23 protein-coding genes are annotated in these 24,354 nt (G+C 61.0%); 14 read left to right on the plus strand and 9 right to left on the minus strand.

From position 1 onward, the window contains the following. The first annotated feature begins 150 nt into the window (after positions 1 to 150). The 5 genes from lpxC (at position 151) to ligA (ending at position 6,995) form a co-directional block, all read left to right on the plus strand. Positions 151 to 1,107 carry a UDP-3-O-acyl-N-acetylglucosamine deacetylase gene (gene lpxC, locus HX899_RS12330; protein ID WP_012758277.1) on the plus strand — a complete coding sequence of 319 codons (957 nt, stop codon included), beginning with the start codon at positions 151 to 153 and terminating at the stop codon, positions 1,105 to 1,107. 256 nt (positions 1,108 to 1,363) lie between these two features. Next, complete coding sequence (locus HX899_RS12335; protein ID WP_029873425.1) at positions 1,364 to 2,233, plus strand: outer membrane protein assembly factor BamD; 870 nt, start codon at positions 1,364 to 1,366, stop codon at positions 2,231 to 2,233. A gap of 5 nt (positions 2,234 to 2,238) precedes the next feature. Then, the gene (gene recN / locus HX899_RS12340; RefSeq protein ID WP_181292567.1) at positions 2,239 to 3,912 is read left to right on the plus strand and encodes a DNA repair protein RecN; all 1,674 of its coding nucleotides are present in this window, start codon (positions 2,239 to 2,241) and stop codon (positions 3,910 to 3,912) included. A 99-nt stretch (positions 3,913 to 4,011) separates the two neighbouring features. Beyond that, the gene (locus tag HX899_RS12345) at positions 4,012 to 4,539 is read left to right on the plus strand and encodes a DUF6886 family protein (RefSeq protein ID WP_138330525.1); all 528 of its coding nucleotides are present in this window, start codon (positions 4,012 to 4,014) and stop codon (positions 4,537 to 4,539) included. 299 nt (positions 4,540 to 4,838) lie between these two features. Continuing rightward, positions 4,839 to 6,995, plus strand: a complete 2,157-nt coding sequence (ligA, locus tag HX899_RS12350) for an NAD-dependent DNA ligase LigA (protein ID WP_138387079.1) — start codon at positions 4,839 to 4,841, stop codon at positions 6,993 to 6,995. A 31-nt stretch (positions 6,996 to 7,026) separates the two neighbouring features. Here ligA and HX899_RS12355 read toward each other — a convergent pair whose 3' ends face one another. Further along, positions 7,027 to 7,563, minus strand: coding sequence for a GNAT family N-acetyltransferase (locus HX899_RS12355; protein WP_138330527.1), 537 nt, complete (start codon positions 7,561 to 7,563; stop codon positions 7,027 to 7,029). A 283-nt stretch (positions 7,564 to 7,846) separates the two neighbouring features. Between HX899_RS12355 and HX899_RS12360 the strand changes: the two genes are divergently transcribed. Beyond that, on the plus strand, positions 7,847 to 8,437 hold the full coding sequence (locus HX899_RS12360) for a 3'-5' exonuclease (protein WP_181292568.1): 591 nt from the start codon (positions 7,847 to 7,849) through the stop codon (positions 8,435 to 8,437). 77 nt (positions 8,438 to 8,514) lie between these two features. Then, positions 8,515 to 9,009, plus strand: a complete 495-nt coding sequence (locus tag HX899_RS12365; protein WP_018074158.1) for a CreA family protein — start codon at positions 8,515 to 8,517, stop codon at positions 9,007 to 9,009. Between the two features lie 109 nt (positions 9,010 to 9,118). Here the strand turns inward: HX899_RS12365 and HX899_RS12370 are convergent, their stop codons facing one another. Continuing rightward, on the minus strand, positions 9,119 to 9,589 hold the full coding sequence (locus HX899_RS12370) for a chemotaxis protein CheW (RefSeq protein WP_003541378.1): 471 nt from the start codon (positions 9,587 to 9,589) through the stop codon (positions 9,119 to 9,121). A gap of 319 nt (positions 9,590 to 9,908) precedes the next feature. Here HX899_RS12370 and HX899_RS12375 point away from each other — a divergent pair, with 319 nt between their 5' ends. Both HX899_RS12375 and HX899_RS12380 read left to right on the plus strand, forming a co-directional pair. After that, entirely contained in the window at positions 9,909 to 10,511 is a 603-nt protein-coding gene (locus HX899_RS12375) for an SCO family protein (protein ID WP_181292569.1), read from the plus strand. A 68-nt stretch (positions 10,512 to 10,579) separates the two neighbouring features. Next, positions 10,580 to 11,458: a 50S ribosomal protein L11 methyltransferase gene (locus HX899_RS12380; protein ID WP_181292570.1), complete on the plus strand. Its 879-nt coding sequence runs from the start codon at positions 10,580 to 10,582 to the stop codon at positions 11,456 to 11,458. Positions 11,459 to 11,862: 404 nt separating this feature from the next. Here HX899_RS12380 and HX899_RS12385 read toward each other — a convergent pair whose 3' ends face one another. Further along, positions 11,863 to 12,036, minus strand: a complete 174-nt coding sequence (locus tag HX899_RS12385) for a hypothetical protein (protein WP_012758267.1) — start codon at positions 12,034 to 12,036, stop codon at positions 11,863 to 11,865. A 279-nt stretch (positions 12,037 to 12,315) separates the two neighbouring features. Here HX899_RS12385 and HX899_RS12390 point away from each other — a divergent pair, with 279 nt between their 5' ends. Further along, complete coding sequence (locus tag HX899_RS12390; protein WP_181292571.1) at positions 12,316 to 14,151, plus strand: aminopeptidase P family protein; 1,836 nt, start codon at positions 12,316 to 12,318, stop codon at positions 14,149 to 14,151. 68 nt (positions 14,152 to 14,219) lie between these two features. Here HX899_RS12390 and HX899_RS12395 read toward each other — a convergent pair whose 3' ends face one another. Together HX899_RS12395 and HX899_RS12400 are read right to left on the minus strand one after the other, a co-directional pair. Continuing rightward, the gene (locus tag HX899_RS12395; protein ID WP_017961278.1) at positions 14,220 to 14,528 is read right to left on the minus strand and encodes an AzlD family protein; all 309 of its coding nucleotides are present in this window, start codon (positions 14,526 to 14,528) and stop codon (positions 14,220 to 14,222) included. A 3-nt stretch (positions 14,529 to 14,531) separates the two neighbouring features. Continuing rightward, entirely contained in the window at positions 14,532 to 15,263 is a 732-nt protein-coding gene (locus tag HX899_RS12400) for an AzlC family ABC transporter permease (RefSeq protein ID WP_180193748.1), read from the minus strand. 132 nt (positions 15,264 to 15,395) lie between these two features. Here HX899_RS12400 and HX899_RS12405 point away from each other — a divergent pair, with 132 nt between their 5' ends. Further along, positions 15,396 to 15,659 carry a DUF2164 domain-containing protein gene (locus tag HX899_RS12405; protein ID WP_138330532.1) on the plus strand — a complete coding sequence of 88 codons (264 nt, stop codon included), beginning with the start codon at positions 15,396 to 15,398 and terminating at the stop codon, positions 15,657 to 15,659. A gap of 138 nt (positions 15,660 to 15,797) precedes the next feature. Here the strand turns inward: HX899_RS12405 and HX899_RS12410 are convergent, their stop codons facing one another. From HX899_RS12410 to HX899_RS12420, 3 genes are all read right to left on the minus strand, one after another. Beyond that, the gene (locus tag HX899_RS12410) at positions 15,798 to 16,463 is read right to left on the minus strand and encodes a dihydrofolate reductase family protein (RefSeq protein ID WP_181292572.1); all 666 of its coding nucleotides are present in this window, start codon (positions 16,461 to 16,463) and stop codon (positions 15,798 to 15,800) included. Between the two features lie 95 nt (positions 16,464 to 16,558). After that, positions 16,559 to 17,185 (minus strand): bifunctional nicotinamidase/pyrazinamidase, encoded by a 627-nt coding sequence (pncA, locus tag HX899_RS12415; protein WP_181292573.1) that lies wholly within the window; start codon positions 17,183 to 17,185, stop codon positions 16,559 to 16,561. Between the two features lie 334 nt (positions 17,186 to 17,519). Continuing rightward, the gene (locus tag HX899_RS12420) at positions 17,520 to 18,017 is read right to left on the minus strand and encodes an EF-hand domain-containing protein (RefSeq protein ID WP_138330535.1); all 498 of its coding nucleotides are present in this window, start codon (positions 18,015 to 18,017) and stop codon (positions 17,520 to 17,522) included. Positions 18,018 to 18,417: 400 nt separating this feature from the next. On the opposite strand from HX899_RS12420, the gene HX899_RS12425 reads away from it, so the two are divergent. After that, positions 18,418 to 18,765, plus strand: coding sequence for a hypothetical protein (locus HX899_RS12425; RefSeq protein ID WP_138330536.1), 348 nt, complete (start codon positions 18,418 to 18,420; stop codon positions 18,763 to 18,765). A 25-nt stretch (positions 18,766 to 18,790) separates the two neighbouring features. On the opposite strand, the gene HX899_RS12430 is transcribed toward HX899_RS12425, so the two are convergent. Continuing rightward, the gene (locus HX899_RS12430) at positions 18,791 to 21,271 is read right to left on the minus strand and encodes an ATP-dependent helicase (RefSeq protein ID WP_138387087.1); all 2,481 of its coding nucleotides are present in this window, start codon (positions 21,269 to 21,271) and stop codon (positions 18,791 to 18,793) included. Between the two features lie 246 nt (positions 21,272 to 21,517). On the opposite strand from HX899_RS12430, the gene HX899_RS12435 reads away from it, so the two are divergent. Both HX899_RS12435 and HX899_RS12440 read left to right on the plus strand, forming a co-directional pair. Next, positions 21,518 to 21,994, plus strand: coding sequence for a VOC family protein (locus HX899_RS12435; RefSeq protein ID WP_138387088.1), 477 nt, complete (start codon positions 21,518 to 21,520; stop codon positions 21,992 to 21,994). 408 nt (positions 21,995 to 22,402) lie between these two features. Beyond that, complete coding sequence (locus tag HX899_RS12440) at positions 22,403 to 24,346, plus strand: PrkA family serine protein kinase (protein ID WP_138330539.1); 1,944 nt, start codon at positions 22,403 to 22,405, stop codon at positions 24,344 to 24,346. Positions 24,347 to 24,354 lie beyond the last annotated feature (8 nt).

A 24,354-nucleotide genomic window follows, 5' to 3' on the forward strand; every position in this document is an offset into this window, starting at 1 on the left:
ACAGTGATTTGGATTGGAGCGCTGGCGCACGTAAGTATGGTGCAATGAAACTGCCCCTAGGAGACCTTTCGACAGGCTCCGGTTGCAGAATGAACGATGACCGTGCCGATCGGGCAGACCGCCGGTACGGAAGAATAAAAGGCAGAATTTATGGCGATTGGCTTGCTGGGTTTTCAAACGACGGTATCGCGTCCGGTGACGCTTTCGGGCACCGGGGTCCATTCTGGTGCGGAAGTCTCGATCACCCTGAATCCGGCCGAATCGGACACCGGCGTCGTTTTCCAGCGCCTGCATGACAATGGCGACATCACCGAACTCAAGGCCGTCTCCTCGCAGGTCGGCAATACCGACCTCTGCACCGTGCTCGGATTCTCGCCGGCCCATTCGGTTGCGACGATCGAGCATGTCATGGCCGCCGTCTATGCGCTCGGCCTCGACAATGTGGTGATCGAGGTGCAGGGCTCCGAAATGCCGATCATGGACGGCAGCTCGCTGCCCTTCGTCGAGGCAATCGAGCAGGTCGGTCTCGTCTCGCTCGGCGTCAAGCGCCGCTATATCCGTATCACCAAGCCGGTGCGAATCGAGCATGGCGGCTCCTGGAGCGAATTCCGTCCTTATGACGGTACACGCTTCGAAGTCGAAATCGATTTCGAGTGCCCGCTGATCGGCCGGCAGAAGTGGGCCGGCGACATGACACCCGCCGTCTTCAAGGCCGAGCTTTCCCGCGCCCGCACCTTCGGCTTCATGCGCGATGTCGAGCGTCTCTGGGCGTCGGGCCACGCGCTCGGGTCCTCACTCGAAAATTCCGTCGTCATCTCGGACGACAACACCGTCATCAACGTCGAAGGGCTGCGTTACGCCAAGGATGAATTCGTCCGCCACAAGACGCTCGATGCCGTCGGCGATCTGTCGCTTGCCGGCGTCCAGTTCATCGGTTGCTACCGTTCCTATCGCGGCGGTCACAAGATGAATGCCAATGCGCTAAAGGCGCTGCTCGCCGATTCCTCCGCCTACGAAGTGGTCGAGACGTCGACGCCGCGCCAGCGCGTCGCTGCCCGCGAACTGATCGCGGTCAGTGCTTCGGAATTCGCTCCCTGGTCGGCATGACCTCCAGCATATTCTCAAGACCAGGCCGCCTCTTTCCCGGAGGCGGTTTTTTTATGTCGGGCGTGTCTACGGCAATAGACCGATGCTTGGCCGCCACAGGTCGGGAAGAAGTTGAAAAGCCGATCATTCTGCGGCTGCTGCCACAAAAATGCGTTAATGCCTTATCATTGCGTTGCTCTTGATGCACATTTGTGGCTAGAAACGCCAGCGAGGCGTGGCTGCCGTGGAGAGAGCGGCAGCAGTGGGGTTCTTTCGAATGGGTTATGCAGGATCTGAAGGTATGATGAAGACAGCGCGCGCCTTGTTCGCATCGCTTCTGGTGCTCAGCGCAGGCGCCTTGATCTCCGGTTGCCAGTCGGATCCCGACATCGACATCACCAAGCTCGGTCTCGAAACCGATCCGCCTGACGTGCTCTACACCCAGGGCCTGGCCAATATGAAGGCCGGCAACATGGCGGAAGCGGCGCGCAAGTTCGACGCGATCGACCGCGAGAACCCTTTTTCCGAATGGGCGCGCAAAGCGCTCGTGATGAGCACCTTCGTCAAATATCGCCAGGGCCGTTTAGACGATGCGCTTGCTTCCGGCAACCGCTACATGTCGCAATATCCGAAATCCCAGGATGCCGCCTATGTGCAGTATCTCATTGGTCTCACCTATTCCAAGCAGATCGTCGACGTGACGCAGGACCAGCGCGCCTCGGCCAAGACGATCGAGGCGATGCAGGCCGTCATCGACAACTATCCGAACTCCGAATATGTCGACGACGCACAGGCCAAGATCCGCTTTTCGCGCGACCAGCTCGCCGGCAAGGAAATGCAGATCGGCCGCTACTACATGGAGCGGAAGGAATATCTCGCCGCGATCTCGCGCTTCCGTATCGTCGTCGAGAAATATCCGAATACGAACCAGATCGAAGAGGCCTTAGCGCGTCTCGTCGAAGCTTATTATTCCATGGGCATCGTCGACGAGGCGCAGACAGCCGCTGCCGTTCTCGGTCACAATTATCCCGACAGCCAGTGGTATGCTGATTCCTACAAGCTGCTGCAGAGCGGCGGTGCCGAGCCACGTGAAAACAAGGGCTCGTGGATCGCCGCAGCGGGCAAGAAACTTCTTCTCGGTTCCTGAGGCCAATGCTGATCCAGCTTTCGATCCGCGATATCGTCCTGATCGAGCGGCTGGATCTTGCCTTCGAGACCGGCCTCTCCGTGCTGACGGGCGAGACCGGGGCGGGCAAATCCATCCTGCTCGACAGCCTGTCGCTGGCGCTCGGTGGACGCGGCGACGGCGACCTGGTGCGTCATGGCGAGGACAAGGGCCAGGTGACGGCGGTGTTCGACGTCGGCATGGAACACGGCGCCCGCACACTCCTGCGTGGAAACGGCATCGACGACGAGGGCGATCTGATCTTCCGCCGCCAGCAATCAGCGGACGGACGCACCAAGGCCTATGTCAACGACCAGCCGGTCAGCGTGCAATTGATGCGCCAGGCCGGTCAGATGCTGGTCGAAATCCACGGTCAGCACGACGATCGCGCCCTTGTCGACACCAATGCCCACCGCACTCTGCTCGATGCCTTCGCCGGCCTCACCGACGAGGTTTCGGAGATCTCCCGGCTCTATCGCCTGTGGCGCGACAGCGAGCGGACGCTGAAGAAGCACCGCGAGAAGGTGGAAAGTGCGGCGCGCGAAGCCGACTATCTGCGCTCTTCCGTCGAGGAACTCGAGAAGCTCTCGCCGCAGGATGGCGAGGAGGAAGAACTCGCCGATCGCCGGCAGAAGATGATGAAAGCCGAGCGAATCGCCGGCGATATCGCCGAGGCGTCCGAATTCCTGAACGGCAATGCCTCGCCGGTGCCCCATATCGCCTCGCTGGTGCGCCGGCTCGAGCGCAAGAGCCATGAGGCGCCGGGACTGCTCGAAGACACTGTGACGCTGCTTGATGCCGCGCTCGACCAGCTTTCCAACGCGCAGATGGAAGTCGAGGCGGCGCTGCGCAAGACCGAATACGATCCGAGAGAGCTGGAGCGGGTGGAGGAGCGGCTTTTCGCGCTCAGGGCCGCCTCGCGCAAATATTCCGTGCCCGTCACTGAGCTGCCGGCGTTAGCTGTGCGCATGATCGCCGATCTTGCCGATCTCGACGCGGGCGAGGAGCGGCTTGCGCGGCTCGACGCCGAGGTCGGCCTAGCGCGGGAAAATTACGATGCGGCGGCGCGCTCGCTGTCTGACAAGCGCCATCGTGCCGGCACCGCACTGGCTGGGGCCGTCATGGCCGAGCTGCCGGCGCTTAAACTCGAACGCGCCCGTTTTATGGTCGAGATTACCACGGATGCAGGGGAGGCGCTCGCCGAAGGCATCGACGTCGTCGAGTTCCATGTTCAGACCAATCCCGGCACGCGGCCGGGCTCGATCATGAAGGTCGCCTCGGGCGGCGAGCTGTCGCGTTTCCTGCTGGCGCTGAAAGTGGCGCTTGCCGATCGCGGATCGGCTCCGACGCTCGTCTTCGATGAAATCGATACCGGCGTCGGCGGCGCGGTGGCCGATGCGATCGGCCAGCGGCTGAAGCGGCTGTCGGAGCGGGTGCAGGTGTTGTCGGTCACGCATGCGCCGCAGGTCGCGGCGCGGGCTGCGACGCATCTGTTGATTTCCAAGGGACCGTCGGCCGACGGTTCGGAAAAGATCGCCACGCGCGTCGCCACGATGGCGCAAAAGGATCGCACCGAGGAGATCGCCCGTATGCTGGCCGGGGCTTCGGTCACCGAAGAGGCGAGGGCGGCGGCGAAGCGGCTGCTCGCCGGCAACGGCTGATTTTTCTTCCGATGCTCTTTCCGCTCGGGCCGGCGGGATGACAATCATCCCGCGGCGCGATATGCGCTGAAGCTTCCCGATCGGCGGCGAGCTCATGCCATGCGGCTTTTCCATTTCAGCGACGATTCCGGTATTGCTGCGTTCGAGCCACGTTCGGTTCGCGTCCCGTCTGCCCGCGCGCCCGGCCGGGAATGGCTGAACGGTCCGCTCGTCTGGGCAATCGATGCCGATCATGATTTCATGTATCTCTTTCCGCGCGATTGTCCCCGCATCCTGCTCTGGGCGACAGCCGATACGCTGGAGGCCGAACGGCGGCGCTGGCTCGGCGACTGGCGGGCCGTTGCCTACGTAGAGCGCCATTGGCTGGAGAGGCTCGAAGCGGATACCATCCACCGCTACGAGCTGCCGGCCGAGGGCTTCGAGGATCTGGATGATGCTGGCATGTGGGTGGCCCGCAGACGCGTTGTTCCCATCGAGCGCACCGCCATCTCGCGGCTCGACCAGGAGTTTGCGCCGCGCAAGGTGGAGCTTCGGGTGGTGGACACGCTGACGCCGCTGAAAGGGCTCTGGGGCACCAGCCTGCATGTCAGTGGCATCAGGTTGCGTAATGCGAACGATTGGGAATAGGGCGGTGACAAGGGTTCCAAGGCATGAAAGTCGGCGCGAAAGCTCACCTCAATCTCCCTCATCCCTGTGCTCGTCACAGGGATCCAGCGCGACCAAGTCCTTGGGCGCGGGAGATTCTTCTTCCTTGAAAGAGAGTCATTCACGGCGCAGAGGCGCCGTGGCTGGATTCCTGTGACAGGCACAGGAATGGAGGAGGAGAGGTGAGCAGGCCGATCCTCCCGACGGCGGATACGCGGCCTCTCTTTTCATCCGGAAATTTTGCTCTAAAAAACAATGCAGATTCTCTGGAGTGATGTTCCATGCCCACCGAAGGTTCCACCGTCGACACGTTGACGATCGAAGAGGCTGCCGTCGAGCTTGAACGGCTGGCAAAGGAGATTGCGCATCACGATGCGCTCTATCACGGCAAGGACCGGCCGGAGATTTCGGATGCTGATTACGACGCGCTGAAGCGCCGCAACGATGCGCTGGAAGTGCGGTTTCCCGAGTTGATCCGCGAAGACAGCCCATCGCGGCATGTCGGTGCAGCGCCCTCCGTCACGTTCTCGCCTGTCGTCCATGCGCGGCCGATGCTGTCGCTCGACAATACTTTCTCGCAGGAGGACGTGCAGGATTTCGTCGCCGGCGTCTATCGCTTCCTCGGCCGGCTGCCGGACCAGTCGATCGCCTTTACCGCCGAACCGAAGATCGACGGGCTCTCGATGTCGATCCGTTACGAAAACGGCAGGCTGGTGACGGCAGCGACACGCGGCGACGGCACGACGGGTGAGAATGTCACCGCCAATATCCGCACCATCGCCGAGATCCCCAACGAGCTGCCGAAGGGTGTTCCCGCCGTCGTGGAGATCCGCGGTGAAGTCTATATGGCCAAGAGCGACTTCCTGGCGCTGAACCGGCAGATGGAGGCGGAGGGCAAGCAGACCTATGTCAATCCGCGTAATACGGCTGCCGGATCGCTGCGCCAGCTCGACGCCAAGGTGACGGCGAGCCGCAAGCTGAAATTCTTCGCCTACGCCTGGGGCGAGATGTCGGAAATGCCCGCCGACACGCAATTTGGGATGGTGCAGACCTTCAAGGATTGGGGTTTCCCCGTGAACCCTCTGATGAAGCGGCTGAACTCGGTCGCCGACATCCTGTCGCATTATGACGAGATCGGTCTCGAGCGCCCGGATCTCGACTACGACATCGACGGCGTCGTCTACAAGGTCGACAGTCTCGAGCTGCAGGCCCGTCTCGGCTTCCGCTCGCGTTCGCCGCGCTGGGCGACGGCGCACAAGTTTCCTGCCGAACAGGCATTCACGATCGTCGAGAATATCGACATCCAAGTCGGCCGCACCGGCGCCCTCACACCTGTCGCGCGATTGACGCCGATCACCGTCGGTGGCGTGGTCGTCACCAATGCGACGCTGCACAACGCGGATTACATCCAGGGCATCGGCAATAGCGGCGAACGCATCCGCGACGACGAGCACGATATCCGCATTGGTGATACCGTCATCGTGCAGCGCGCCGGCGACGTCATTCCGCAGGTACTCGACGTCGTCATGGAGAAGCGCTTGGCCGAGGCCAGGCCCTACGAATTTCCGAAGACCTGCCCGGTCTGCGGTTCGCATGCCGTGCGCGAAAGACATGAGAAGACCGGCAAGCTCGATTCGGTCACCCGCTGCACCGGCGGTTTCATCTGCAGGGCGCAGGCGACCGAGCATCTGAAGCACTTCGTTTCGCGCAACGCTTTCGATATTGAAGGGCTCGGTTCGAAGCAGATCGACTTCTTCTTCGAAAACGAGGACGCGTCGCTGCAGATCCGCACTGCGCCCGATATCTTCACGCTGGAGAAGCGTCAGCAGCAATCGCTGACCAAGCTGGAGAATATCGACGGCTTCGGCAAGGTCAGCGTCGGCAAGCTCTATGCGGCGATCACCGAACGGCGCAGCATTGCGCTCCACCGCTTCATCTACGCGCTCGGCATCCGTCATGTCGGCGAGACCACAGCGAAGCTCTTGGCGCGCTCCTACGGCACCTATGCGGCCTTTGAAACCGCAATGCGCGAGGCCGAGGCGCTTTCCGGCGACGCCTGGAACGATCTCAACGCCATCGAGGGTATCGGCGAGGTCGTGGCGCGCGCCATCGTCGAATTCTACAAGGAGCCGCGCAATGTCGAGGTGATCACCCGGCTTATTGAGGAAGTGACGCCCGAGGAGGCCGAACAACCGAAGACGGCAGGCAGCCCGGTCGCCGGCAAGACCGTGGTTTTCACCGGCTCGCTGGAAAAGTTCACCCGCGACGAGGCGAAGGCGAGGGCTGAAAGTCTCGGCGCCAAGGTGGCGGGATCGGTCTCCAAGAAGACCGACATCGTCGTCGCCGGCCCCGGCGCCGGCTCCAAGCTCGACAAGGCGCGTGAGCTCGGCGTGCAGACGATGGACGAGGACGAGTGGCTGGCGCTGATCAGCGGGTGAGGGGCTGACGGCAAACCGCCAGCCCCGTTGCTCATAGCCTGAGCCGCGCCATCGTATAGGCGTCGACATATTGACCGGCGCGATATCCGAAGGCCTTCAGCAGCCCTTCCTGCTCGAAGCCGAATTTCCGGTAGAGGCCGATGGCAACATCGTTATCGGTGTAGACGGTCAGTTCCAGACGTTTGATATCGAGCCAGTCGTCAGCAGCATCGACCATTGCTCCGAGCAGGATCCGTCCGAAGCCGCGGCCGGTGAAGTCGTCATGCACACCCATGCCGATGCTGGCGACGTGCTGCCGGCGGCCGGAAAGACGGTTGAGGCCGCTATTGCCGACGATTTTGCCGTCCTGGGTGACGACGAGGTTGAGCGCGCCGGGCGACGGATTTTCCATGTGTTTGCGAACCTCTTCGATCCTCTGATATGGCGGCCGTAAGGTGCCGGCCCGGTAGCTCGGCAGATTTATGAGATCGGTGATCTCCTCCGCATCGGACAGGCGGACGGCGCGCACGAGGACGCCATCCGGCAAGCGCGCTCGGCCGCGAGGTTCATTCTCTTCGTTTTCAGACATTCATGCTCTCCATCGTGGTCGGGAGGAGAGCCGGTTTCCGAAAACCCTGCTCGCCTCGGCAGGGTTTCGGGATGATGATCGGATCGCTGCTAACGCGCCATCGCTCCCGCGTACCCTTCAAGGGTCGTGGTGTGATGGATAAGCGCTGACATGGTTAGGGAACCGATCATGGCAATAAGTTTCGATATGCGGGTTAAAAAGTCAACCGGGCGTCGTGTCGAATTTGCGCGGCCAGAAGCGGGGCGGTATTCCTGTGCCGGAAGAAACGATTCGGACTGCGGCATTGAAAACTATCGCGATTGACTTCGAGACGGCGAACGAACAGCGCGGCAGCGCCTGTTCCGTCGGCCTTGCCTGGATCGAGGACGGCAGGGTGACGCGCGTCGAGGAGCGGCTGATCCGGCCGCGGGACATGCGCTTTTCAGGGATGAACATCGCAATCCACGGCATCCGGCCGGAGCATGTCGAGGACGCGCCCGAGTTCCCCGAGGTAATGGATGAGTTCGAGGAGGATTTTCGCGGCGCGACGATGATCGCGCACAATGCGGCCTTCGATTTCAGCGTCTGGCGGGCGAGTCTCGATCTCTACCGGCAATCCTATCCTGAGCTTACCTATCTCTGCAGCCTGATGATGGCGCAGCGGATCTGGCCGCATTTCCTCTCGCACCGGCTGAACCTGATCGCCGAGCATCTCGGCCTGCGTTTCGTGCATCATAACGCCGCCGAGGATGCCGCCGTCTGCGCAGCGGCGGCAATCGAGATGGCGAGAGCGGTCAAGGCCCATGCCGTCCATGCTATACCGGCGCTGATCGGCATGAGACCCGGCCGGCTGACGGCGCAGGCCTATGAGCCCTGCACCTGCCGAAAAGGCTGATCCCTTTCCGCAAAGGCCGTTTTCTTGCAAAGCATGAGTGCATGCTTATCTAGAATGCGGATATTCAGGGAGCCGCCATGTCCAGACTGCGCAATCTTCTCCTCGCCGCCTTCTCCTTCGCCGCCCTTTCCGCCGGTGCTGCCTCGGCCGAAGTCGTCGGCAAGGTCGGGGTCGACTGGATCGGCAACGACATCATCGTCGAGGCGGTCTCCGACCCTGAGGTCAAGGGCGTTACCTGCCACGTCACCTATTTCGACCGCAGCCTGATCGACCGGTTCAAGAACGGCAACTGGTTCGAGGATCCGTCCAACAATTCCATTGCCTGCCGGCAGACCGGGCCGATCGAGATCGGCAATATCGACCTGTCCAAGGATGGCAGCGAGGTGTTCCGCCAGGGCATGTCGCTGATCTGGAAGACGTTGGTCGTCAACCGTATCTACGACAAGACGAACGACACACTGATCTATCTCGCCCATTCGCGCGAACTGACCGACGGTTCGGCGAAGATGTCGATCTCGACCATCCCGCTCTACGGGCAGAACGTTGTGTGGAAGAACGGGAAGCCGCAATAAGGCTTCTGCGGTGAGATTTTGGAAAGAGCGCCACTTCCCTTTTTCGCTCATTCCAAAATCAAAAAGGCCCGGACGAGCCGGGCCTTCGAATTCCAGATATGAGTATTCCTCAGGCCGCCTGTGTCAGCTCGTCGGCAATGACCGTGTCGAGGTTCAAGAAGCAGACCATGGTCTTTTCGAGCGCGACGATGCCGCGGCAGAAGGCGCGCTGGGCTTCCGGGATGATTTCCGGCGGCGGCTGCAGGTCTTCGCTCTTGATGGTCATCATGTCGGAAACCTGCTCGACCAGCAGGCCGACCAGCTTGCCGGCGATGTCGGTGACGATGATCGCCGAGCGCTCGGAGGGCTCGGTCATTTTCATGCCGAGGCGGCAGGCCATGTCGATAACGGGGATCACGGCGCCGCGTAGGTTGATGAGACCCAAGACGTAGGGCGGGGTGTGCGGCATCGGCGTCACCGGCGCCCAGCCGCGGATCTCGCGGATGGCCATGATGTCGATGCAGAATTCCTGATCGCCCAGGTGGAACGAAACGATTTCGAGATAAGCGCCCGACTGCTTGATGGCGTTATTGTTGTTCATGGTCAGAATTCTTCCCAGTTGTCCCCAGCGGGAGAGGCGATGTAGAACCGCCGTTAAATATAGATGTGACGGCTTAAGTCTTTCCTAACGATATGTATTTTCGGATTGGCAGTCGCTCTAAAGGTAAGCTATTCAAACACATGCATTTTTGATCGGTGCAGATTCCTGAGGGCGGATTTCGTTGCCGTGGCAGTTTCTACCGGTGAGACAATTCAACACGGGTTCGAAAACATATTCTTGAATTGCGCGCCTCCGGTCGAGGCTATAATCACGCCAGCAGGGGCGGGCGGCACATCCGCCTGAATCGAGGATCATGCCAATGAAGACATTCCGCATCGCCGTCTGGGTCGGTGTCCTGATACTTGCCGGGTTTCTTGGCGCGTACACGCTCTACCTGACGAAGTCGAAGAATGTCGTGGCGGAAGCGCCTTTCGGCGTGCCCTTCACCCTGGTCTCCCAGAACGGACAGCCGATCACCGAGGAGGCGCTGCGCGGCAAGCCGACGGCGCTGTTCTTCGGCTTCACCCATTGCCCGGAAGTCTGCCCGACGACGCTTTTCGAGCTGAACGGCTGGATGGAGAAGGTCGATCCGAAAGGCGATAAGCTGCAGGCCTATTTTGTCACCGTCGATCCGGAGCGCGACACGCCTGAGATCATGAACGAATACGTCTCCAATGTTTCCAAGCGCATCACCGGCATTTCAGGCGCGCCTGCCAAGATCGCCGAGGTCGTCAAGGGGTTCCGCGTCTACGCCAAGAAAGTGCCGGTCGACGAGAAGGATCCGAACGGCGACTATACGATGGACCACACCGCGTCGGTCTTCCTGCTCGATTCGGCCGGGCGGTTTTCCGGAACGATCGCCTATGGCGAAAACCCGGACACGGCGGTAAAGAAGCTGGAGAATCTCGTCAACAAGGGGTGATGGTTTCAGCGTGATGGGGCGTTGGCTCGACCGATGGCGGGCAATGGAAACGGGAAAGACCGCCTATCGTGAGTGAAATCCGCCTTTACGTGACGACGACCGAAACCAAGGCCGAAGAGATCCTCGACCTTCTGAGCGTGGTCTTCGGTGAAGAAGACTTTGCCATCGGCACCACCGAGATCGATGAGAAGAAGGATATCTGGGAAGCCTCTATCTATATGATGGCCGAGGACGAGGCTGAAGTGCAATCCCGCGTCGCGGACGCATTGAAGGCCTCTTTCCCCGAGGCCCGGCTAGAGCGGGAAGTCATCCCCGAGATCGACTGGGTGGTGAAATCGCTGGAGGGGCTGAAGCCCGTCAGGGCAGGGCGTTTCCTGGTGCATGGCTCGCATGACCGCGACAAGATCCGCCCCGGCGATATTGCCATCGAGATCGATGCTGGCCAGGCCTTCGGCACCGGCCATCACGGCACGACGGCGGGCTGCCTCGAGGTGATCGATAGCGTGGTGCGCTCGCGCCCGGTCCGCAACGCGCTCGATCTCGGCACCGGCAGCGGCGTACTGGCGATTGCGGTGCGCAAGCTCAGGAACATACCGGTGCTGGCGACCGACATCGATCCGATCGCGACGAAGGTGGCGGCGGAGAATGTGCGCCGCAACGGCATCGTCTCGGGCATCGTCACCAGGACGGCGCCGGGCTTTCATTCGACGGCCTTTTCAGAGCATGGTCCCTTCGATCTCATCATCGCCAACATTCTCGCGCGGCCGCTGATCCGCATGGCGCCGAAGCTTGCGACACACCTTGCGCCTGGCGGATCGGTTATTCTCTCCGGCATCCTTGCCGGGCAACGCTGGAAGGTGATTGCCGCCTATAGTGGCGCGAGGCTTCGCCATGTCAGAACCATCTGGCGCAACGGCTGGGTGACTATTCATCTCGATCGGCCCTGATTTTTCAAGGCTGTGAGCAGGTGACTTGTCCTGCAACGCACGCCTGCGTCTCCTCCCCACCCTCATCCCTGTGCCCGTCACAGGGATCCCGCCACCGCGCGTCTGCGCGGTGAATGACTCCATACGAGCTTGAAGAGAGTTTCCCGCGCCCAAGGACTTGGGCGCGCTGGATCCCTGTGACAAGCGCAGGGATGAGGGCGGTGGCGGGTGCCGCACCGCCTTATCGCAAGGGAGCCGCTCCGTGAGCCTTGTTGAAGACAAGAAAAAAGGCGGTGCCGATGGCACCGCCTTGGACCGGTCTATCCGGTCAATGCCCGCGAGCTCAAGGGGAGGAGCGCTCAAGCGGGCTCTACTGCATTCCAATAGGCCGGTCCGGGAGGGAGGAGACGGACTGGCTTTCAGGCTTAGAACGCGTAGCTGAGGGCGCCCTTGTGGCGCGTGGCCCGCTGGCCGGCGCCGAGCAGCTTGAGGCTGTCCTCGTTCTGCGGGCGGCGGGCGCCGATCACGTGACGCACGGTCTGGCGTTCGCCAGCCTGCACCGGGCTGCTATATGCGAAGCGCGAGAGAGAGGCGGTCATTTCAAGAATTCCTTTGTTTACAGGTTCATCGCGAACCGTTCGATGCAGCCTATATAGCTATTCTGAAATGCGGAGGCAGAGGGTTTTGCTCATGGGAGCCATGCGGCCAATGCATAAAGCGTGCCAAATTAACTTTTGGCGTCACAGTTCTGTCAAAATGTTGAGCGGCCCCAGAGGTTTCGACTCGTTTGGTCGCTTTTTCTCCCCATCGGTTGAAATTTCGCTAACATGGCCGGTATCCCATTAACCGGATTCGTCTCAATCATTCGGGTTTCCAGCATGTTCCAGTCTTTCGAGGTTACCTCCACGCCGCAATTCGGCAGGGATCGTGTATCGGCGCTGCGGGCCGGTTTCGATTCGCTCGGCATCGACGCCTTTCTCGTGCCGCGCGCCGATGAATTCAACGGCGAATATGTTCCTGCAGGTTCCGAGCGCCTCGCGTGGCTGACGGGCTTTACCGGCTCGGCCGGCATTGCGCTGATCCTGCGCACGCAGGCGATCGTCTTCGTCGACGGGCGCTATGTGACGCAACTTGCCGAACAGGTCGACGGTTCGGTCTTTTCGGGTGGCGATCTCGTCAACGAGCCGCCGCATGTCTGGCTTGCCGCAAACGGAGCCAAGGGTCTGCGGCTCGGCATCGACCCCTGGCTGCATGCTGGGGCCGAGGTGCGCCGTCTGGAAAGGGCGCTGTCGGAGATCGGCGGCACGCTGGTCTTCCTGCCGCACAATCCGCTCGACAGGCTTTGGGCTGACCGGCCGGCCGAGCCGCTTGGCGCGGTCAGCATCCAGAACGTCGCGCAGGCTGGCGTGCTGGCGAGGGAGAAGATCGCGACGATCGCCGCCGATCTTTCGAAGAAGAACCTTGCGGCGGTGCTGATCGCCGATCCCTCTTCGGTCGCCTGGACCTTCAATATCCGTGGCGCCGATGTGCAGCACACGCCGCATCCGCTGGCGCGCGCCGTCATCCATGCCGACGGCCGGGCCGAAATCTTTCTCGACAAGCGCAAGACCGGCATCGAGCCGGAGGCCTATCTCGGGCAGATCTGCACGCAGCTGCCGCCCTCGGCGTTGGAGGAGAGGCTTGCCGCCGTTTCGAGAGATGGCGGCCGCGTGCTGATCGACCCTGACATCGCCGCCTATGCGTTGGCAGAGATCATCGGCAAGGCCGGCGGCGAAGTGGTGGAGGGCGCCGATCCCGCCAAATTGCCGCGCGCAGTGAAGAACGATGTCGAGATCAACGGCTCGGCCGCCGCGCACCTGCAGGACGGGGCGGCGATGGTAGAATTCCTCTATTGGCTGTCGCAGACGAAGCCCGGCACGGTGAGCGAGATCGCTGCTGCCGAGTATCTCGAAGCGGCGCGCGCCCGCGTCGGCCAGAGCATGCAGAACCCGCTGAAGGACATTTCCTTCGACACGATTTCGGGCGCCGGCGAACATGCGGCGATCATGCATTACCGCGTGACGACCGAGACCAACCGGATGATCGAGGCCGGCGAACTCTTCCTGATCGATTCGGGCGCGCAATATATCAACGGCACGACCGACATCACCCGCACCGTCGGCATCGGCACTGTTTCGGAAGAGCATCGGCGCTTCTTCACGCTGGTGTTGAAGGGGATGATAGATATCAGCACGGCGCGTTTCCCGAAGGGCACGCGCGGCTGCGACCTCGATCCGCTGGCGCGCATCGCGCTGTGGCGGGCCGGCGCCGATTTCGCCCATGGCACAGGCCACGGCGTCGGCTCCTATCTCTCGGTGCATGAGGGGCCGCAGCGCATCTCCAGGCTGTCGACGCAGGAACTGCTGCCCGGCATGATCCTTTCGAACGAGCCTGGCTATTACCGGCCCGGCAGCTTCGGCATCCGCATCGAGAACCTGATCTATGTGCGGGGTGCCGAGGAGATCGAGGGCGGCGATGCGCCGATGCTTGGATTCGAGACGCTGACTTTCTGCCCGATTGACCGCAGCCTCGTCATTCCCGAGCTTCTGACCCATGACGAGCTGCACTGGTTCAACGACTATCATCGCCGCACATGTGAGGCGCTGATGCCGCTTATCCACGATCACGATGTCAGGGCGTGGCTCGAAAACGCGACGCTGCCGCTGGAATATTGAGAAACGGCATTACAGCGTCGGCGACGCTGTAATGCCTTGAATTTCTGTGCCGGCTTTCGGGCCGGTGCTCAGGCGCCGATCGAGTGGCGCCAGGTCATCACGACGATCCAGGCGGCGACCAGCATCCATGTATGGCTGAAGCGCAGGCCGATGAAGAGAGCGACGATCAGCGCCAGCTTCGATTCCCAGCCACCGATGAAGAAGGCGGGGGCGACCAGCGTCGTCAGCACGGCCGCCGGCACGGCGTTCAGCGCCGCTTCCATGCGCGGGGGAATGCTTTTCATTCGGGTGATGAGGATATAGCCGCCGATGCGGGTGGCGAAGGTGGCGGCTGCTGCGGCGAGGATGACGAGCGCCATGTGAAGATCGAATTCCATGGCTCAGACCTCGTGCACTTCGGATTGAAGGGCGTCGGCTTCGAGATCAGCCTCTTGCGGCGGCAAAGGCAGCACGGCGGCGAGCAGGATGCCGACGGCAGCACCGAGGCTGACATGCCAGGGCGAGCCGACATAGCGGTAGGCGAGTACGGACGCCACCGCGCTGACGAGCGCCACGGGCAGGAAATTGTCTCGCTTGCGGAAGCCAAGGACGATGCCGAGGAAATAGGCCGGCAGCAGAATGTCGAGGCCGATGGCCTTGGGATCGCCAATGAAGCCGCCGAGCATGCCGCCGGCGATGCTGATCAGCACCCAGGGAATGTAGATGATGATGGCGAAGCCGAAGTACCAGGCGAAGGTGAGTTGCCGGCCGGACTCGCCGCGCTTTACCGCTTCGGCGAATTGCGGATCGACGAGTAGGAAAAAGGTGAAGAATTTCTGCACCGGCGTGAAATGGCCGATGTAGCGTGCCAGCGCCGCCGAATAGAGCACGTGGCGGAAATTGACGGCGAGGATCGACAGCACGATCAGCCAGGCGTGGACATTGTGACCGAAGAGTTCGATGCCGACCATCTGGCTGGCGCCGGCATAGACGGTGGCGCTCATGAAGGCGGTTTCGGAGAGCGACAAGCCGTTTTCGACCGCAAGCGCTCCGAAGAGAGCGCCAAAGGGCGCGGATGCCAGCGCAACGGCGGAGCCACCCCGCAAACCTTCAACAAAGTCGGCGCGATTCATGCGATCTTTCCTTTTGGAATTCAGGTTTTCCCTTATGGTCTATGGCTTGCAACAGCAATTGAATTTCCTTGATTGACCAATCGATTTTGCTGAACCATCAAAGTCCCGATCGCATTCGGTAAAGAGGCAATGATGAAGAAGATCGAATTTTCGAAGGAGGCGAAGGCGACGATCGTTGCCAGCATTCGCCGCTATTTCGAGGCCGAGCTCGACCAGGCGATCGGCGTGCTGCCGGCGGAATTCCTGCTCGATTTCTTCGCGGACGAGATCGGAGCCCATTATTACAATCAGGGCCTTCGCGATGCGCATGCGGCGCTTCTGAGGAAGATGGAGGACCTGGCCGAGGACATCTATCTGTTGGAGCGAGACGACAAGAACAAGGATACTGTTCCTTAAATCAGAATCGATTTGAGGATAAAAATTGTGCAGTAATTCAAAGTTCTATAGCGTCCCTTGCGCGTCTGAGCGCGGCGCTGCAGTCCATAAACGGGACGCGGCGGCGTCGCGGCCCGCAATCGCAGAACGCAGAGGCATTCAGCCCTCGCGCTTCATCCGCTCCCGGCGTGCGATCTCGGCTTGCGAAGGCTCGGGCATTCCGAAGCTGCCGGTTTCGACCTCGCCGGCGCGCTCGTAGACGCTCATGATGACGCCGGTCGTCGATACCGAGTTGGCCGTGAGCTTCAGCGCTTCCGGGATGGCGCCCTTGCCGAACAAGCGCTTCCCGGGGCCAAGGATGAGCGGGAAGGTCAGGAGCCGGAGTTCATCGATCAGGTCGTGCGCCAGCAGCGTTTGCAGCAAGCCACTGCTGCCCTGCGTCAGGAGGTCGGGACCATCCTGCTGCTTCAAGCGGGCGATTTCGGCGGCGACATCGCCGCGCAGCGCAAAGGAATTTTCCCAGGTGAGCGGCTCGTTCGAGGTGGTTGCGACATATTTGGTCGCGGCATTGAAGGCTTTTCCGATGGGATCGTCTTTGCCGACGAAGGGCCAGTGCGCAGCGAAGATCTCGTAGGTCTTGCGGCCGAGCAGCAGCGCGAAGGGGTCGGTAAAAATCCCGTCCATGAAACCGCCCATCGGTTCGTCCCAGTAATTGACGGTCCAGCCGCCAAGGGTGAAGCCGCCGGTCGGATCCTCCTGCGGCGCGCCGGGCGCCTGCATGACGCCATCCAAGCTCACGAAGGCTGCGGTAACAAGCTTTCTCATCTCTCAACTCCCATGATTGGTGTGTTCAGAGCCAAGGACGGATGGACGTGTGCCGATCCGACATTCGCCACATTGTCTTTTATCGCTGATCTCAATCAGTCGGCCAGGACTCTGGCGCTGTCGATGATCGCGATGCCATGCGTCCGCATCTCCTCGATGGCGGCGGTGACGCCTTCGGGCGTGATGCCGCGGCTTGCATCCTCGACGAAGCGCACGCGAACGTCAGGCATCATCTCCAGCGCGTCGAGCGCGGAGAACTTGACGCAATAGTCGGTCGCCAGCCCGCAGACGTCGAGGTCGGTGACGCCCTGGTCCTCGAGGAAATCGGAAAGGCCGGTCGAGGCGTCGCGGTCATTGTCGCGGAAGGCCGAATAGCTGTCGATATCAGGATTCTCGCCCTTCTGCTGGATCAGGTCGATCTCTTCGGATTTGAGCTCGGGATGCAGTTCGGCATCGAGCGTACCCTGAATGCAGTGGTCGGGCCACATCATCTGCGGCTTGCCCGACAGTTCCCCCAACTCGAAGGGGACGGCACCGGGATGGGCGGAGGCGAAGCTGCCGTGGCCTGGCGGATGCCAGTCCTGCGAGGCGACGATCAGATCGTATTTGCCGCTGTCGATCAGTCTGTTTGCGACGGGAACCACCTTGTCGCCATCAGGCACCGGCAGATTGCCGCCCGGACAGAAGCCGTTCTGAATATCGACGAGCAGCAGCGCTTTCATCAAGGCCAATCCCTTCGCTCTATTGCAGTGTAAGACGCCAAGCACACTGAATGGATCAACTAGTGGATTTCCAGGCGCGGACGCGCAAGTGTTAATTCTGGCACTAGCGGTAGTAAGTCTTCGAAACAGAATGCTCTAATGCAATCATTGCGATAGCCGGCGGCGGTTCTCGTGTTGAAATGGAACGGAGGGGGAAGGCGCGTGCATGATTTCCGGATCCCAGACACGGCCCACGACGGTGGCAAGTGCCGGCAAATCGATCTGCCTACGTAGGATACTTTTGTGCGGCATCGATGGATCGAGGCTCCCCCGGCAGAGCCCGGATCTCGGCCAGCTAGACCGCCGCCACGTCTTCGGCCGCGGAATCACCTGCTACGGCGGAAGCGCCGTAGGTATTGCGGTAGGCCTGAAGGGCCGTCTGCATGTCGCTCAGCACCTTGGTGAGGAGCGGATCGCTGTCGCCTGAAGTCTTGATGCTGTTCGGATCGGCGGCAAGAAATTCAGACTCGGTCAACTTGCCGTCGCCATTGGTATCCATCGCGGCGAAGACACCCTTGGAAGCGTCGTCGCTCTGATCGCCGCCGTCGCCCTGATCGTCACTGCTGTCTGTCTTCTGCATGGACAGCATCAGCGACAGGATGTCGGCGGTGATCTTCTTGACGATGTCGGTGCTGCTGTCGTCGCTCTCGGTCGACGTCGTGGCCGATGTAGAGGACTGCGAGGCGGCGGCCAACTCGTCCGCCGATATGACGCCGTCGCCATTCTTGTCCAGACTGGAAAGCGGAGACTGATATTGAGTTAAGGTGCTGCCGAGAGATGAAACACTGGTCACTTGAACCTCCTTCGAAAAGTTCGTCGTGAAGCCTGCCTTTCATGGGCGGGCAGCCTCTGGGCTAAGCTGATTTGCGAAAGGCGTCAAAGCGACGTTTTGACAGGGCAGAAGTGCGATTGACGACGTGAGGCAACGCACGTTAACCTTTCGGTTACCAAAGTTTTTTCATTGGATTTATTGGCTTTTGTGGGCGGTCGGTTTGTCTGGGCGCGATTAAATCCATGCCGGTGTTGGCCCGAAATTGCCGTAACGCAGCGCGCGGAGGAGCTCTGGGCGGAGTGCCCGCGTTTGCGCGGCTGCGACATTTCGTCTGCTTTCTGCGAGAGGCGACGTCAGGCCGATCTTGCTCCGGGTCATGATTTCTGCCTTTCTTACTCAGAAGCAAGCCGGAAGCGAAGCCATGTCAGAGCCGGATCCCGACGAAAAGATCGATGCGACGTTTCGCAACGGGTCGCTGACGGCGGCCGGGATCATCCTCGGTTTCTCGCTTAATTTCATCAGTGTCTGGGTCTCCAATCCCAATGACTGGAGCCGCATCGATATTCTGCCGATGCTGTTCCTGACCGTGGGCATTGCCGTCCAGGTGAAGGTCTTTGCCGATTTGCTGGCGCGGGACTCCCTGTTTGCCGCCAAATATGACCGGTCTCGCCGGCTCTTTCTGATCGGATTGGGAATCGTCGCTGCGGGCATTGGCGTCGCCCTGATCAACGATATTCTCGGGCTCGGAAGGATGCGGATGCTCGGGTAAGCCTTTTCGCGTCGTGCTGACGCGGTCAGACGCGCTCGACGAACCCGTCCAGCACCCGTTTCTGTCCCGCCCGGTCGAACTCGATCGTCAGCTTGTTGCCTTCGATGCCGGTGATGTTGCCGTTGCCGAATTTCAGGTGGAACACGCGATCGCCGAGCGTGAATTTCGATGGCTCCGACGAGGTCGATTTCGCCACCAGCTCGCCTTCGATCGTGCGCCCCTTCGGGCCGCTTTCGCCATAGCCGATGCGTTCGACGGCGTGGCCGGAGCGGGTGCCCCAATTGTCGCGTGTGGCGTCGGTCTTGTTGGCCTGGGCTCGTTTCCAGCCGGGAGTGGAATAGGAGTTGGCGAAGGGTTCGGCCTTGTCGAAGCGGGACTGGCCGTAGCCGCCGCGGCCGTACCCGCCGTAGCTCTGCTCCATTTCGGCGACCTCGACATGGGTTTCGGGCAGTTCGTCGAGGAAACGCGAGGGCAGGGTCGATTGCCAGAGGCCATGGATGCGACGGTTGGAGACGAACCAGATGTGGCAGCGGTGCTTGGCGCGGGTGATGCCGACATAGGCGAGGCGGCGTTCCTCCTCCAGGCCGGCGCGGCCGCTCTCATCCAGCGAGCGCTGGTGCGGGAAGAGGCCTTCCTCCCAGCCGGGCAGGAAGACGGTGTCGAATTCCAGGCCCTTGGCAGAGTGCAGCGTCATGATCGAGACGGCATCGAGGTTCTCGTTGGTCTCGGCATCCATGACCAGGGAGACGTGTTCGAGGAAGCCGCGCATCGACTCGAAGCTTTCCATCGAGCGGATCAGTTCCTTGAGGTTTTCGAGCCGACCCGGCGCTTCGGCGCTTTTGTCGTTCTTCCACATGTCGGTATAGCCGGACTCTTCGAGGATCTGCTCGGCAAGTTCGGTATGAGGTGTGTTTTCAAGTAGTTCCTGCCATCGGCGGAAAGATTGAATCACGTCGAAGAGCGCCTTTCGCGCCTTCGGCTTCAGCTCGTCGGTCTCGATGATGTCGGCGGCTGCCGCAAGCATCGGGATATCGCGGGCACGGGCATAGTCGTGCAGCGCACGCACCGTCGTATCGCCGAGGCCGCGCTTCGGGGTGTTGACGATGCGTTCGAAAGCGAGGTCGTCGGAGGCTTGAGCGACCAGGCGGAAATAGGCCATGGCATCGCGGATCTCGAGGCGCTCGTAGAAGCGCGGGCCGCCGATGACGCGGTAGTTGAGGCCGAGGGTGACGAAGCGGTCTTCGAATTCGCGCATCTGGAAGGAGGCGCGCACGAGGATCGCCATGTCGTTCAAGAGATGCTTGCCGCGCTGGAGTTGCTCAATCTCCTCGCCGATGGCGCGGGCTTCCTCCTCCGAATCCCAGGAAGCGTGGACCTGCACCTTGACGTCGTCTGGATCGGAGCGGTCGGTGAACAGCGTCTTGCCGAGGCGGCCCTCATTATGGGCAATCAGATGGGCGGCGGCCCCGAGGATATGTTCGGTCGAGCGGTAGTTGCGCTCGAGCTTGATGACCTTGGCGCCGGGGAAATCCTTTTCGAAGCGCAGGATATTGTCGACCTCTGCGCCGCGCCAGCCATAGATCGACTGATCGTCGTCGCCGACGCAGCAGACGTTCTGCGGCTCGCCCTTGGAGCGCTGGGCGAGAAGCCTGAGCCACATGTACTGGGCGGTATTGGTATCCTGGTACTCGTCGACGAGGATGTAGCGGAAGCGGCCGTGATATTCCTTCAAGAGATCCGGGTTCTTGCGGAAGATCGCGATCGGATGCATCAGCAGGTCGCCGAAATCGCAGGCGTTCAGCGTCGTCAGGCGCGCCTGATAGGCGAAATAAAGATCGCGGCCGCGGCCATTGGCAAACGCGCGGGCGTCGCCCTCGGGGATATCGGCAGGGCCGAGACCCTTGTTCTTCCAGGTGTCGATCATGCCGGCGAACTGCTTGGCCGGCCAGCGCTTGTCGTCGAGGCCTTCGGCCTGGATGATCTGCTTGATCAGGCGGATGACATCGTCGGTATCGAGAATGGTGAAATCGGAGCGCAGGCCGACAAGCTCGCCGTGACGGCGCAGAAGTTTGACGCCGATCGAATGGAAGGTGCCAAGCCAGGGCATGCCTTCGACGGCGCCGCCGACGAGCAACGCGATGCGCTCCTTCATCTCGCGGGCAGCCTTGTTGGTGAAGGTGACGGCGAGGATCTGCGAGGGGAAGGCGCGGCCGGTATTGAGGATATGGGCAATGCGGGTCGTCAGCACGCGCGTCTTGCCGGTGCCGGCGCCGGCGAGCACGAGGACGGGGCCTTCCAGTGTTTCGACGGCTTCGGTCTGCTCGGGGTTCAGCCCGGCGAGATAATCCGGTCGCTTGCCGCCATCGCGAGCCGCCATGGCGCGGGCGGCGATGCCGCCACTGGCGGCGGGCGCCCTTTCGGCGGTTGCGGCAGGCGGCTGCGGCTTGCGCGCCATCTCGCCCGGCTCTTCGTCGAAGAAGGGCATATCGTCGAAACTATTGCTCATGGCGCGTAATGTAGTGATTCGGGAAGGAAAGACCAGAAAAGATGTTCTGCTTTCATTCCCGAGCCGGCGCTATCCCAAGCGGTATGTTGCGGGCGGCAATGCCGCCGCCTAGCCCGGCTGTGGTCGCCATGCGGGCGGGCGGAGCTAAAATTTCGATCGCGGCGTGTCGGAACCGGCGCCGGCGGGGCGTCCTTGGGTCATCGGACAGCAGTCCGGATCAACACCCGTCAACAAGGAGGCCGTTTCATGCCGAAGGTCGTTTCAAATCTCTGGTTCGCCGAGGAAGCGCGCGAAGCCGTCGAATTCTACGTGTCTGTTATCCCGGACTCCAGCATCGGCCGCACTACCATATTGCCGGCGGAAACGCCGAGCGGGCCTCCCGGCAGCGTCGAGCTGATCGAGTTCACGCTCGCCGACCAGGCCTTCCTGGCCATGAAGGCCGGCCCGCTCGATAGTTTCAACCATTCCTTTTCGATCGCGATTCTCGTGGAAAGCCAGGCCGAGATCGATCGGATATGGGAGGCCTTCCTCGGCAATGGCGGCACGCCGGAGGCCTGCGGCTGGCTAAAGGACCGCTGGGGCCTTTCCTGGCAGATCGTGCCGCGCGTGCTGTCCGAGATGATCGCCGACAGCGACCGCGAGCGGGCCAAGCGCGTGACCGAAGTGATGCTCGGCATGGTCAAGATCGATGTCGCCGCGCTGGAGAAGGCATTCAACGGCTGAGTCGCGCCGGGTAGCCGCATGATCACGATGCGGGGCGCATGGCTGGGATGCGCCGTTTTCCAGCATGTCTGGAGCGGATCGGCACACGCCGCATCGACTTTGGGCAGTTTCACAGCCAAATCGTCGATTTCTCCAGAGCTCGAATCACGGGCGACATTGCACACCCTTTTCATCTTTCTGTCACGTCGCGAAATGTGCTGATATCGCAATAGCCCTTTTCTCAACTACAATAAGAAACAGTTTCGTAGAGTAAAAAAATAACCGGTGCACGCACGTTTTTGTGCATTGCCAGAAACAGCCGGTGAGCGTGGAATATACCTGCGAAACTATTGATTCTTAGGAATGTCGTGGCCATCTCCTTTGGTATGACGACCTAGAGCCTGTGGCATTAACCTTGATGGAGGGCCCATGCTGAGCGAATCCGTATTCGATGCGTTCACCCGCAGCTATGATGCGCGTCGCGAGACCGATATGTCGATCTCGGAGTATCTCGATCTTTGCAAAAAGGAACCGCTTGCCTATGCCAATGCGACCGAGCGGCTGCTCGCCGCGATAGGCGAGCCGCAGATGGTCGATACTGCCAGGGACACGCGCCTCGGCCGGATCTTCATGAACCGGACCATCCGGATCTATCCGGCCTTTGTCGGCTTCCACGGCATGGAAGAGACAATCGAACGCATCGTTTCCTTCTTCCGGCATGCAGCGCAGGGGCTCGAGGAGCGCAAGCAGATCCTCTATCTGCTCGGCCCGGTCGGCGGCGGCAAGTCATCTCTGGCCGAGCGGTTGAAGCTGCTGATGGAGCTTCATCCGATCTACGTGCTGAAGGCGGGTGACGAGATCAGCCCCGTTTTCGAAAGTCCGCTCAACCTGTTCGACCCGGACACGATGGGATCGCTCCTGCAGGAGCAATACGGCATTCCGCTGCGGCGCCTGAGCGGACTGATGAGCCCGTGGTGCCTGAAGCGGCTCGACGATTTCGGGGGCGATATTTCCCGCTTCCGCGTCGTCAGAGTACAGCCTTCGCGGTTGCGCCAGATCGCCATCGCCAAGACCGAGCCTGGAGACGAGAACAATCAGGATATCTCGTCGCTGGTCGGCAAGGTCGATATCCGCAAGCTGGAGACCTATTCCCAGAACGATCCCGATGCCTACAGCTATTCGGGCGGCCTCAACCGCGCCAATCAGGGCGTGCTCGAATTCGTCGAGATGTTCAAGGCGCCGATCAAGATGCTGCATCCGCTGCTGACGGCGACGCAGGAAGGGAACTATATCGGCTCCGAGAATATCGGCGCCATCCCCTTCTCCGGCATCGTCCTTGCGCATTCGAACGAGGCGGAATGGCAGACCTTCAAGGCCAACAAGAACAACGAAGCGTTCATCGACCGTATTTGCGTGATCAAGGTGCCCTATTGCCTGCGCGTGACGGAAGAGCAGAAGATCTACGAGAAGCTGATCGAGGGATCGGAACTCACCGATGCGCCATGCGCCCCGGCAACGCTCGAAATGCTGGCCCGCTTCTCCGTGCTTTCACGTCTGCGCAAGCATGAGAATTCGACGTACTTCTCGAAGATGCGCACCTATGACGGCGAAAGCCTGAAGGAGACGGATCCGCGCGCCCGTAGTGTCCAGGAATATCGGGATGCCGCCGGCATCGACGAGGGCATGGACGGCATATCGACCCGCTTCGCCTTCAAGGTGCTCGCCTCCACTTTCAATCACGACACCACGGATATCGGTGCCGATCCGGTTCATCTGATGTATGTACTGGAGCAGTCGATCCGCCGCGAGCAGTTTTCCGACGATGTCGAGAAGCGATATCTGGAATTCATCAAGGCCGATCTTGCGCCGCGTTACGCAGAGTTCATTGGAAATGAAATCCAAAAGGCCTATCTTGAATCCTATGCGGATTACGGACAGAATCTGTTCGACCGCTACGTGGATTATGCCGATGCCTGGATCGAAGACGTGGACTTCAAGGATCCCGATACCGGCCAGCTTCTCGATCGCGAGCTCCTCAACCAGGAACTGACGAAAATCGAAAAGCCGGCAGGAATCGCCAATCCGAAGGATTTCCGCAACGAAATCGTCAAGTTCTGCTTGAGATCGCGGGCAGCCAACGGCGGAAAGAATCCGTCATGGACGAGCTACGAGAAAATCCGGGAAGTCATCGAAAAGCGAATGTTCTCGCAGGTCGAAGATCTTTTGCCGGTCATTTCCTTCGGGTCGAAGAAGGATTCCGAAACGGAAAAGAAGCACAGCGAATTCGTCTCGCGCATGGCCGCGCGGGGTTACACGGAGAGGCAGGTTCGGCGCCTCGTCGAATGGTACATGCGCGTCAAACAGGCAAGTTAATGTGGAGC

It is taken from the genome of Rhizobium sp. WYCCWR 11146, from assembly GCF_013591995.1.
Lineage (GTDB): Bacteria > Pseudomonadota > Alphaproteobacteria > Rhizobiales > Rhizobiaceae > Rhizobium > Rhizobium indicum.